Origin of the sequence: Hymenobacter segetis, from assembly GCF_038448715.1 — a bacterium.
Classification (GTDB): domain Bacteria; phylum Bacteroidota; class Bacteroidia; order Cytophagales; family Hymenobacteraceae; genus Hymenobacter; species Hymenobacter segetis.
On record NZ_JBCEVZ010000051.1, the window covers coordinates 22,399 to 33,647 of the forward strand.

9 protein-coding genes and 1 riboswitch are annotated in these 11,249 nt (G+C 63.8%); of the genes, 3 read left to right on the forward strand and 6 right to left on the reverse strand.

From position 1 onward, the window contains the following. Positions 1 to 106 precede the first annotated feature (106 nt). Positions 107 to 2,299, forward strand: coding sequence for an alpha-ketoacid dehydrogenase subunit alpha/beta (locus AAFH49_RS17040; protein WP_342300065.1), 2,193 nt, complete (start codon positions 107 to 109; stop codon positions 2,297 to 2,299). A gap of 68 nt (positions 2,300 to 2,367) precedes the next feature. Here the strand turns inward: AAFH49_RS17040 and tamL are convergent, their stop codons facing one another. Further along, positions 2,368 to 5,019 (reverse strand): translocation and assembly module lipoprotein TamL, encoded by a 2,652-nt coding sequence (gene tamL / locus AAFH49_RS17045; protein ID WP_342300066.1) that lies wholly within the window; start codon positions 5,017 to 5,019, stop codon positions 2,368 to 2,370. A 14-nt stretch (positions 5,020 to 5,033) separates the two neighbouring features. Here tamL and AAFH49_RS17050 point away from each other — a divergent pair, with 14 nt between their 5' ends. After that, positions 5,034 to 5,792, forward strand: a complete 759-nt coding sequence (locus tag AAFH49_RS17050; protein WP_342300067.1) for an RNA methyltransferase — start codon at positions 5,034 to 5,036, stop codon at positions 5,790 to 5,792. Positions 5,793 to 5,974: 182 nt separating this feature from the next. Here AAFH49_RS17050 and AAFH49_RS17055 read toward each other — a convergent pair whose 3' ends face one another. Genes AAFH49_RS17055 through AAFH49_RS17065 form a run of 3 tightly spaced genes read right to left on the reverse strand, consistent with a single transcriptional unit; the run spans position 5,975 to position 8,817 of the window. After that, a complete protein-coding gene (locus AAFH49_RS17055; RefSeq protein ID WP_342300069.1) occupies positions 5,975 to 7,123 on the reverse strand; it encodes a hypothetical protein in 1,149 nt (382 codons plus the stop codon). A 24-nt stretch (positions 7,124 to 7,147) separates the two neighbouring features. Further along, positions 7,148 to 8,245 carry a hypothetical protein gene (locus AAFH49_RS17060; RefSeq protein WP_342300071.1) on the reverse strand — a complete coding sequence of 366 codons (1,098 nt, stop codon included), beginning with the start codon at positions 8,243 to 8,245 and terminating at the stop codon, positions 7,148 to 7,150. A gap of 11 nt (positions 8,246 to 8,256) precedes the next feature. Beyond that, positions 8,257 to 8,817, reverse strand: coding sequence for an RNA polymerase sigma factor (locus AAFH49_RS17065; protein ID WP_342300073.1), 561 nt, complete (start codon positions 8,815 to 8,817; stop codon positions 8,257 to 8,259). 136 nt (positions 8,818 to 8,953) lie between these two features. Between AAFH49_RS17065 and AAFH49_RS17070 the strand changes: the two genes are divergently transcribed. Then, entirely contained in the window at positions 8,954 to 9,493 is a 540-nt protein-coding gene (locus AAFH49_RS17070; protein ID WP_342300075.1) for a hypothetical protein, read from the forward strand. Positions 9,494 to 9,499: 6 nt separating this feature from the next. Here the strand turns inward: AAFH49_RS17070 and AAFH49_RS17075 are convergent, their stop codons facing one another. Continuing rightward, complete coding sequence (locus AAFH49_RS17075; protein WP_342300077.1) at positions 9,500 to 10,783, reverse strand: chloride channel protein; 1,284 nt, start codon at positions 10,781 to 10,783, stop codon at positions 9,500 to 9,502. A gap of 49 nt (positions 10,784 to 10,832) precedes the next feature. Next, a riboswitch (Fluoride riboswitch) is annotated at positions 10,833 to 10,906 on the reverse strand. A gap of 107 nt (positions 10,907 to 11,013) precedes the next feature. Beyond that, on the reverse strand, positions 11,014 to 11,249 hold a 236-nt coding region (locus AAFH49_RS17080), incomplete at its 5' end, for a hypothetical protein (protein ID WP_425293341.1).

Sequence of the window (11,249 nt, forward strand, 5' to 3'; positions counted from 1 at the left end):
TGGTTTGTTTCCAATGATGCCCGGTTCGCGGCCAACTGTTGCCGGCGCAAAGATACGGACGAGGGCGCGGGGCGTACTTTTGCAGTCTCACCCCGCCCAGCCCCCGATGTCCGATTTTGCTGCTCCCGCCGCTCCCGATACCACTGACTTCGCCAACCCCCGCGTAGCCGCCGCAGCGGCCGCCGCCGCCGAGGCCTTTACCGCGCCCGCCACCGCCGCGCCCGCGCCCGATGCCAACCTGCTGCGCCGCACCTACCGCCTAATGCACACGGCCGCCGAAATGGCCGCCCTCTACGAAGAAGAAAAGGCTACCGCCTCGCGCTACGTGCACGCCACCGCCCGCGGCCACGAGGCCGTGCAGCTGGCCGCCGCTTTCCTGATGAATGGCAACGACTACGCCGCGCCCTACTACCGCGACGACGCGATGCTACTAGGCATGGGCCTGCGCCCGTATGAGCTCATGCTCCAGCTGCTGGCCAAGGGCGATGACCCGTTCAGCGGAGGGCGCACGTATTATTCGCACCCCTCGCTGCGGCGGGCGGGCATCCCGGTTATTCCGCACCAAAGCTCGGCCACTGGCATGCAGGCCATTCCGGCCACGGGCATGGCGCACGCCATCAGCTATTTTGAAAAGCAGGGGCTGGCGATTGAGTCGCTGAATAAATCGGCGGGCTGGCTGGCGGAGAAACCGTTGGTGCTGTGCTCCATCGGGGACGGGGCCATGACGGAGGGCGAGGTGGCGGAGGCGCTACAAATGGCCATTCTGCACCAGCTGCCCATCGTGTACCTGGTGCAGGACAATGACTGGGGTATCTCGGCCACGGGCCGCGAGATGCGGGCCATGAATGCCTACGAGTTTGCGGCCGGTTTCCCCGGCCTGCGCCGGATGCAGGTGGATGGGGCCGATTTTGAGTCGTCGCACACCGGCTTGGCCGAAGCGTTTGCGCACGTACGCGCCCGGCGCGGGCCGGTGCTGGTGCACGCCAAATGTCCGCTGCTGGGCCACCACACCAGCGGCGTGCGCCGCGAGTGGTACCGCTCCGACCTGGCCGCGCATCAGGAACAGGACCCGCTGCCGCGCCTGCATCAGCGCCTGCTGGCGTTGGGCGTGGATGAAGCCGCCCTGGCTGCCCTGCAGGCCGAGGCCCGCGCCACCGTGCGCGCCGACTGGGCCGAAGCCCTGGCCGCGCCCAACCCCGACCCGGCCACCTTCGCCGACCACGAATTTGCCCCGCCCGCCATCACCGAAGAAGCCGGCGAGCGCAGCCCCGCCGGAGCTGAAAAGGCCCTGATGGTGGACGCCGCCCTGCACGCGGTGGACGATATTCTCCAGGAATTCCCCGAGGCCCTGTTCTACGGGCAGGACGTGGGCGGCGAGCTGGGCGGTGTGTTTCGCGAGGCCGCGCTGCTGGCCAAAAAGTACGGCGATGCCCGCGTGTTCAATACGCCTATTCAGGAGGCTTACATTGTGGGTAGCACGGCGGGCATGGCGGCGGTGGGGGCGCGGCCCATTGTCGAAATTCAGTTTGCCGACTACATCTGGCCGGCGCTGAACCAGCTGGTGGAGGAACTCTCGAAATCATGCTACCTCACCATGGGCAAATTCCCGATTCCGGCCCTCATCCGGGTGCCGATTGGGGCGTATGGCGGGGGCGGGCCGTACCATTCGGGCTCCATCGAGAGCACGCTGCTCACCATTCGGGGCATTAAAGTGGTGTACCCCAGTAATGCGGCTGATATGAAGGGGCTAATGCGGGCCGCCTTCCTCGACCCCAACCCGGTGGTGATGCTGGAACACAAAGGCCTGTACTGGAGCAAAGTGCCCGGCACCGAAGAAGCCAAAACCGTGGAGCCGGCGGCGGGCTACGTCATCCCGCTGGGCGTGGCTGCCATTGCCCAGGCCGCCGATGCGGAGCAGCTGCGTCAAGGAGAAACTGCCCTCGTTGTGACTTACGGCATGGGCGTGCACTGGGCCAAAGCCGCCAGCCGCGACTTCCCCGGCCAAATCGAAATCCTCGACCTGCGCACCCTCAACCCGATTGATTTTGATGCGGTGACGGCCGCCACCCGCCGCCACGGCAAGGTGCTGGTGCTCACCGAAGAGCCGCTCATGAACAGCTTTGCCGAAAGCCTGGCCGGACGCATTCAGCGCCACTGCTTCACGGCGCTGGATGCGCCGGTATTCACATTGGGCGCGGCTAATTTGCCGGCCATCGCCCTGAATGTGGAGCTGGAAAAGCAGATGCTACCGAGCGCGGCCAAAGTGGCCGTGGCACTGGGCGAGCTGCTGGGGTATTAGCGTTAATTAACATAGTAAAGCCCTTCATGCGTCAACATGAAGGGCTTTTTTTTGCTTTGTTATTGCGTTTAAAATGGATACCCGATGCCCAGATTGAAGGAAATGGGGTTGGCGCTGGTGTCGAAGTTGCGCAAGGCCCATTTGTCGGCACTTGTGGGCGCGGTGGGGTCGTAGATTTTGGTGGCGATGTCGAGGCGCAGAATCAGGAACGTGAAATCGAAGCGCAGGCCGAAGCCCGAGCCCACGGCAATTTGCCGGTAGAAGGTGTTGAGCTGAAACTGCGCGTTGGGACGGAGGTATTCGCCGGTTTTGGGGTCTTTCTTTTCCTGCAAGCCCCACACGTTGCCGAAATCGGTGAACAGCGCGCCTTTGAAGAAGCCGTAAATCGGGAAACGGTACTCGGCGCTGCCTTCCAGCAGCAGCTCGCCGGGCTGCTCGGTGAGGTAGTCGCGCACTATTTGGCCACCGCTTATGCGCGTGGGCGTGAAACCGCCCGGCCCCAGGCGGCGCGGCTGCCAGGCCCGCAGGCTGGTGGAGCCGCCGGCAAAAAACGACTTGTCGTAGGGCACGATGTACTGCGGGTCGCTTTCGGTCGTGGTGGGGTCGTCGGTACGGGTGAGGGCGTGCACCGCACCACCGTTGAGGCGCCACACGAAATACGTTTGGGGCGTGAGGTGGTAGTAGCGCCGGTAATCGACGCTGATGCGGGCAAAGTCATACACGCTCAGGCCGGTGCTTTCGTAGAGCCCTTTGCGGTAGAAGCCGCGCGTGAGGCCGCCGATTTCGCCAAACAGCCGCAGGTAATAGGCGTCGCGGGTTTCGTTGAAATCGTTGGAGTTATACAGCGACGTGAAGCTGAAGCTCGGCTCGACCTGCTTGCTGAACGAGCGGTACAGCGAGGACCCTTCCGTGAGCTGCAAGCGCCGGAGGCGCACGTTGAACGAGTCGCTGGTGAAGGGCGTATTCACCAGCGTGATGACCACCGGCGAAAACACGTACTGGTGAAACGGCGAGCGCTGCCAGATATAATCCCAGGCAAACTCGAAGTTGGACCGGATGTATTCCGGGCGCTTCACATACGTTTCGGAGAGCGAGAAGCGGGTTTTGGGGTTGTAGCGCGTCAGGAAATAGTTGGTGCGGAAGGGCACCAGAAACTGCGGCAGCACCAGCGCCGCCGTGGCCCCCAGCTGCGTGGTGTACACGTTGTCCGTCGTGTTGTCGCTGGCCACGCGGGTGAGCTGGCCCTCGAAGCCGGCCCGCACGCCAAATTCCAGCACCTCGGCTCCGCCGAAGGGGTTGCGGGTTTTCAGGCGGTAGTTCAGAAATGGCCCCGGCAGGTAGGCCACGTAGGTAGCGCCCACCTCCACGGTCTGGGAGAATTTGGGCGCGGGCGAGGCGTTGATGACGGCCACCAGCTGGCCGGTGCTGGGCGTGCGGCCGGCGCTGTCGGCGGTGGGCGGGTCGGGCACCTTGCGGTAGTTCACGGTATTGAACCGGAACATGTCAAGGTCGGCCAGCTGGCGCTGGGTTTGAAGGGTATTGGTCAGGCTGTAGTGCTGCTCGGGGCGCACCAGCACCTTATTGGCCAGCAGGCCGGTGCTGAATTTCTGCTCGTAAGCGGCAAAGCGCACCGAGTCCGTGACCACCGTATCCGTGCGCACGCCCAGGCTGGGGCGGGCGCGCAGGGCGCCGGCCGTGCCGGCCCGCCGTAGGGTGTCGCCGGTGGCGCTGCGCAGGGTGCGGCCCACGCCGGCATCGGTGATAAAACGGACCTGGCGCAGCGTGTACAACCGGTGGCCCTGGCCCGGCCCGGGGTTGGCGATGAACGTGCGTAGCCGTACCGTAAATTTTTCGTAGCTCGTGTCGGCTTCGAGGGTGATGTACTGCTGGCGGAAATCGAAGTAGCCCGCGTTTTTGATGAGGGTTTCGAGGCGGATGCGCTCCTGGCCAATCAGGTCCTCGTTGTAGCGGTCGTTTTCGTGCAGCAGCGTGGCCGGCTGGCCCTGGCGCACCACGGCGGCCACGGCCGAATCGGGAATGCTGGGGGATTGCAGGCGGTAAAGAAACGGCTGGCCTTCCTTGATGTTATAGGTCACCGTCACGCGGCGGTACTGCTTGGCCGCGTCCAACGAATCGGGCTTGCTTGGGATAATCGAGCCCACGGCTTGCAGGGCCCGGAACACAATGCCGCGCCGGAAGCGGGCCGTGTCGGTAGCCGTTACCCGCGCCCGGAAAAAGCCCTGCGACCGTAGAAAGGTCGTCATCTGCTCCACCGATTTCTTGGTGAGGGCCGTGTCGTAAATAACCGGCGCTTCGCCCAGGCGCATGATGGCGTTGCCTTTGTCGAGGGCTAGCTGCTTGCGCTTCACCTTGCGCTCGCGCTGGTCGAGCAGCTTGCCCAACTCGGCCGAGTCGGTGCCAGCGGCTTTTATCTTGGCGGCGTAGGTCGTCTCGATGTTGCGCAGCTTGTTTTTGATACGCACCGAATCGTACAAGTTGAAGCCCAGGTGGTAGATGGCCAGCTTGGGCGGCAGCTTGGTGTTGGTCTTTTGCTGGGCCAGCGCGGTGAGGCGTTCTTTGTCGGCCTGCTCGATGCCCTTGATTTCGACGCGGCTGAGCAGGCGTTGGTTGGGCCGCAGCAGGCTGAATGGCGAACACGCCGCCAGCCCCAGCAGCGCGAGCAGCGGCCCGAGCCGGTGCGCAGGCCGTAGTTTTGGCAAATAAGTAACGAGTAATGGTTTCAAAAGCACTTGGCAAATACGTGCAGTCGCTGCACCAGAAGAAGTACCGGCACCGCCACGGGGCGTTCCTGGTAGAGGGGGGCAAAAGCGTGTTGGAGCTGCTAAGTTCCGACCTGGAAGTCGAACACATGCTGGGCACGGCCGAATTCATCGACGAAAACCGGGCCAGCCTGCCCGGCCGGCTGCCGCTCAGCGCCGCCACCGAAACCGAGCTCACCCAGCTCGGCACGCTGGCCACCAACACCACTGCCCTGGCCGTGGTGCGCCTGCCCGCCGAAACCCCGCTGCCGCTAACGCTGCCTGAATCGGCTTTGTTGCTTGTCCTCGACGAAGTGCGCGACCCCGGCAACCTCGGCACGCTGCTGCGCCTGGCCGACTGGTACGGCCTGCCCGGCGTGGTGCTCAGCCCCGGCTGCGCCGATGCCTACGCCCCCAAAACCGTGGCCGCCAGTATGGGGGCCTTCGCCCGGGTGCGCGTCTGGGAGCGTGACCTTGCCGAGTGGCTGCCCACGCTGGCCCCCACCGTGGGCATATTCGGGGCCGATTTGGAGGGCGACAACGTGCACCACCTCACCCTGCGCCCCGCCGGCGTGCTCGTGATGGGCTCTGAATCGCACGGCCTCACACCCGCTGTGGGGGCGGCCCTCACGCGGCGGCTGCACATTCCGCGCGGGGCCGGTGGCCAGGCCGAAAGCCTGAACGTAGCTATTTCGGCGGCTATTTTATTGGATAATTTCTTTCGGAATCAGTAGGGGTTTTCGGCCTTCAAGCAGCCCCAGACAGGTCCAAATAAAGAACGTCATGCTGAGCGAAGTCGAAGCATCTCTACCGCAAGAGTAAATGAATTACTTACGCGGTAGAGATGCTTCGACAAGCTCAGCATGACGTTCTGCTTTTGTCAAGGCTTAAGTCCGGCCGGGGGCAGCTTGTTGTTTTAGAAGCCCAAAACGTTCAGGCCGACGGTGAGCAGATGCGTTTTGGGTCCCTGGCCGTCTTTGAACAACTCATTCATGTTGTACTTGGCGAAAAGCTGCAGGGCGTGGAAGCCGATTTCGCCCTGCACCCCGTACGTCCAGGGGTTGAGGTTGAGGGTGCCGGTGACTCTATCCTTGCTATTGTAGTCGGAGCCGGCCAACCGGTATTCGGTGTTGATGTTGCTGGTGAGCCGGGTACCGCCGAAGCCGCCAATGCCGGCCGAAAGCGTGCGCTTGTCATATTTGTTGCGCAGCTTCATACGCAGCATCACGGGCAGGTTGAGGGTGCCGACGTAGAGGGTGGCCTCCTGAATCTGTTTGGTGTCGGGGGCCGTTTCCACGAACGTGAGGTTGTTGTTCTGCGCCCACTGCTCGTTGCCGGTCAGGCGCATGTAGTTGCCGCTGAATTCGGGGCCGATGGTGATGGCCACTTTCGACTTCTTGGTGTAGTGCAGCGGCTGCACGTAGTAGAGGCCGAAATTGAGGTACGTGGAGCGCCAGTTATTGAGCGAAGGCACTTTCAGGGCGGCTGTCGACGTCGAGTTCACCAGCGTGGTCAGGCCGATATCGAAGCCCAGCTCCACGGTGGCTCTGTGGCGGCGCTGTTCCCGTTTCAGCGAGTCGGCCCGGGACTTGGCCTTCACCTCGCCATCGGTGCCGATGCTGAAGGTGTTTTTGCCGTCCTCGTCCTTAGTGGTCGTGATGCCGAACTTATTGTTGAGAAATACCTGAACCTTGTTGTTGCTTTTGTCGCTGGTGCCGGGCTTGTGGGCCGTGACGCGGATTTCCTCGGGCAGGTTCTGGCCGGGCTGGTCCTTGTCGGGGTAGAAGCGCATCGTTACCTGGTCGGTAGTGCCGGTTTTAGCGGCGGCTTCGGCCTGGTTGATGTAGGTGGCCAGCCGCGAGGTGAGTGAGTCGAGGTGGTAGTTTTTCATGTCGCGCAGCTGGGCGGCGTTGCGCACGGTCAGGGTCAGGGTGGCTTTGTTGGGCAGGCGCACTACGATGGTGTCCTTAACAGTAGCGGCGGGCCGGAGGGCCGTGGCGCGGGCCGCGTTCAGCCCGCCCAGCGTGGTCATCAGCAGAAAGAAGGGGAGAAAAGCGCGTTGCATGGTTTCTAACGAGAAGAGGGTGAATTACAATTGAATGGATTTCGTGACCCGGTGGCCGGCCACGGTGGCTTGGATGGTCACGTTTTCGGGCAGGCCCGTGACTTCGGCCAGGTTCACCCGCTCGCCCCGCACCAGCTGGCCACCCATGTGAAGGAGGCGGCCGCCCAGCCGCCGGCGCTCGGCTGGTTCGGGGTTGGCGGCCAGGGCCGAGGCCACCGGGCGGGCGGGGCGGGCAGGGGCTTCGCCGTTGCGCACGTCCACCGTGATAAGCTCGGGGGCGGGCACCAGGCGGGCGGGGTCGATTACCGTCGCGGGCGCTGGGGTGGGCAGGTTGGCAGCGAGTACCGGGGCCGGCCGTTGCTCGTCAGCAGCGGGGGTATGGGCCGGGGCGGGCGTTGTCGTGCGGGCCACGAGGGTGGGCGAAGGGGCGGCCGCGTCCGGCTGCCGGTTGCTTCCCAGCGGGTGGCGCGGCGAAGGCCGCTCGGCCAACTTACTGGCCTTTGATGCGGTAGATGCGAGGGCCAGGGAGCGGGTTGCCTGAGCCGTAGTATTTTTTTGAATAGAAGTAGAAACCGGGTTTTTAGTAGTTGCAGGAGCATTCGTAGCGGCCACTGCTTCTTCAGAAATCGGTGCGGCAGTTGCCGGGGTAGTTGTTGCGGGAGCAGCCGTTGCATTGGGCACAGCAGCAACTATCGCAGGCTTCGTAATCGGGGCAGTAACAACTATTGCCGGTTTCGTGGTAGCGGTGTTCGCGCCCTTGCCTTTTTGCACGGCCACTTCATTGCCGCCCATATTTTTGGCCGGGAACCCCAGCCACAGGCCGGCCCCGCCGGCCAGCAGCAGGATGAGCACGGCGGCCGCCATTGCCATGGGCCACCATGCGGCGGCGCGGCGCTGGCGGGGGCGCAGGTGCTCGTCTTCGAGGCGCTCCCAGAGCTCCCGGCGCGGGGGCGTGGCGTGGGCGGCGAGGCGTTTCTGGAATAGCTCGTCGAGGCGCGGTTCGTGGGACTCGGGCTGGGGGGCGCTGGCTTGCAGGCGCGCCCAGAGGTCGTCGCCGGGCGGCGTGGCGTGGCCGTCGAGCTGGCGGCGGAATAAATCGTCGATATTATCTTCGGGAAGCATAGGGATAGGGGCTAATTCGCCGAGATGGCGGAAAACTGAACGCGCCGCTGGAGCATGGCGCGGGCCTTGCTCAACTGCGATTTACTGGTGCCTTCGCTGATGCCCAGCAGCTCGGCAATTTCCTGGTGGCCGTAGCCTTCCAGGGCGTAGAGGTTGAAGACGGTGCGGTAGCCGGTGGGCAGGGTGGCCAACAGGTTCATTAGGTCTTCGGCCTGGAGTTGGGTGTCGGCGGTGGCGGCGGTGGTGGCCAGGTTTTCGGGCTGGGCAAAGTCTTCAAACGACACGGTCATCATCTCGCGCTGGCGCAGCTGCATCAGGGCTTCGTTCACCATGATGCGGCGCACCCAGCCCTCGAAACTGCCTTCGAACCGGTAGTTGGGCAGCGCCCGGAACATCTTGGCAAAGCCCAGAATCAGAGCTTCTTCGGCATCTTCGCGGCGCTTGAGGTAGCGGCGGCACACGGTGAGCATCAGCCCGGCCAGCTGGTCGTAGAGCTGGCGCTGGGCCCGGTGCTCGCCCCGCACACAAGCAGCGATGAGGTCGGCTTCGGTCGTCACGGTAAGGGTGGGCACGGGAGCAGAAAGGATGGTGAGTTATGGCGGCAGATGCGGAAAGGGCGGGAAGGGTTGCCTGGGCAAGGAAGTTTTTTATCGTACTCCATTTGTGGGGTTCGAGGCAGTAGTTTCGCAGGTGCTAATCATTACCAGTATGCAAAAACTGCTACCCTTCTTCCTGTGCTCGTTGACTGTCTCGCGCCTGGCGGCGCAGGAGGCTCCCATCAAGCCCACCGTTTATCGAAAATACACCGTGGCCCTGGGCATTTTGGGCAACCCGAAAGTGTTGGGGGTGCAGGCGGAGGGCCGTTTCGGGCCGCATTTTGGCGGGCGGCTGGTGGCCACGCAGGTGTTCGATTCGCATCGGCAGAACGAATTCAGTGCCGGGGGCATCGGTCTACTCACTTATTACATTCCCTTGAAAAACCCGCGTCTGGAGCCGATGCTGGGCATTGGGGGCGTTTATTCGCTGTATCACTGGGACCTGGGCTCCAATGGCAATAAAGGCACCCTAACGGACTTCAACGTGGGCGGCGGCATGGGCTTGAACCTGCGTTTCAGTAATGATTTTCGGGCGGGTATCAATGTATTATTTGCCAATGGATTCGTGGCCGACTACCAAGCCGACGAGATGCGCGTTGCACACCGGAAGCTACTCGTGATGCCCGCCCTCACGTTTGATATTCTGCTGTAGGCCCCGCTAGGGCAGCTCGCGCAGCGGCCGGCCCTGGTGCCGGCCATCGCGCAAATGCTTGGCCTGGCCCACCACTTGCGCCCCGTAGATGCCGGTGTGGCCCGAGAACAGATACGCCACCACGCAGGCCAGCGCCAGGTACACACCCGCACTGGCCCCGAACAATTCCAGCCCCATCAGCAGACAGGCGAGGGGCGTGTTAGCCGCGCCCGCAAACACGCCCACAAAGCCAATAGCCGCCAGCAGCGCCACCGGCAGCGGCAGCACCAGCGCCAGCGCGCTGCCCAGCGCCGCCCCGATGAAAAACAGCGGCGTGACCTCGCCTCCCTTGAAGCCGCAGCCCAGCGTGAGAGCCGTGAGGGCCAGCTTCCAGGCGAAATCCGTGGGAGCGAGCGGGTGCTGAAAAGCTTCGACAATGACCGGGATGCCCAGCCCGCCGAAGCGAATAGGCCCGGCCAGCCATAGCAGGCCCGCTACCAGCACGCCGCCCAGCACCGGCCGCAACGGCGGGTAGCTGACGCGACTGAAAACCCGGCCAATGCCGTGCGTGAGGGTAGCAAATGCCCGGGCCGTGAGCCCGAACAGTGCGCCCGCCAGCAGCGTGCAGCCTAGCAACAGCGGCGTGAGGGGCAGCCCATCCAGCGCGGGGTAATGGGTATGGCCTACGCCCCACGCCCGCGTTACGAAATCAGTAAAAACGGCGGCCAAAAAGCTGGGCAGCACGGCATCGTACCGAATGGAGCCCAGCAGAAAGACTTCGAGCCCGAATACGGCCCCAGCCAGCGGCGTGCCGAACACCGAGGCAAACCCCGCGCTCATCCCCGCGATGAGCAGCAGGCGGCGGTCGCGCGGGCGCAGGCGGAGCCAGCGGGGGAGCTGGTCGGCGAGGGCGGCGGCCATTTGCACGGCCGTGCCCTCGCGGCCCGCCGAGCCCCCAAACAGGTGCGTAACCAGCGTGCCGCCCAGCACCAGCGGCACCATGCGCAGCGGCAGGCGCTGGCTGGGGCGGTGGATTTCATCAAGAATCAAATTATTGCCGCGCACCGCCCGGTCGCCGAAATACTGGTAGGCCATGCCGATGAGCAGGCCCGCCGCCGGCAGCAGCGCCAGCACCCAGGGGTGGGCTTCGCGCCAGCGCGTGACCCAGTCGAGCGACACCAGAAAGCCAGCCGAAGCGGTGCCGGCCAGCGCGCCAATTAGGCCGCAAATCAGCAGCCAGCGCAGCAGGAATAATAGTGCCGAGGTAAGAGATGTAGCCCGCAGTCGGGCGAGGGAGAAGGGTGGCAGCATTGGGGCGAACGGCAGGATGAGCTATGCGACGCGGCCGTCGGGGCTGCGCCGTTTCGTAGGAATCATCAGCGCGGGGCGCGGGGCTCCGGCGGTTCGCGGTGGCAATCCATCACCGTATTCTGGAGGGTAAATATAAACGGCGCTTGCTAGTGGTGCATTGGCTGGGATAAAAAGAAAAACGCAGCGCCCGATTACTGGCGCTGCGTTCAGCAACTAAGCGGTTATCAACTTTACATCTTCATGCCCGGCATCCCTCCGTGCTTCATCCCGCCGTGGCCCATGTGCATGCTCATGCGCGGGGCGATGAAGCGCAGGTACACTTCGAAGGAAAGCGGGTTCCGGCCGTAGGCGGCGAGCAGGGCGGTGTTCTCCTTATTATAGGTGTTGAGGGTGCCGGTGAGGCCGAGGTCGAGCCAGCCGGCTTTGGTTTTGGCGATGTATTTGGATGCGCCGATGGTGAAAGCCT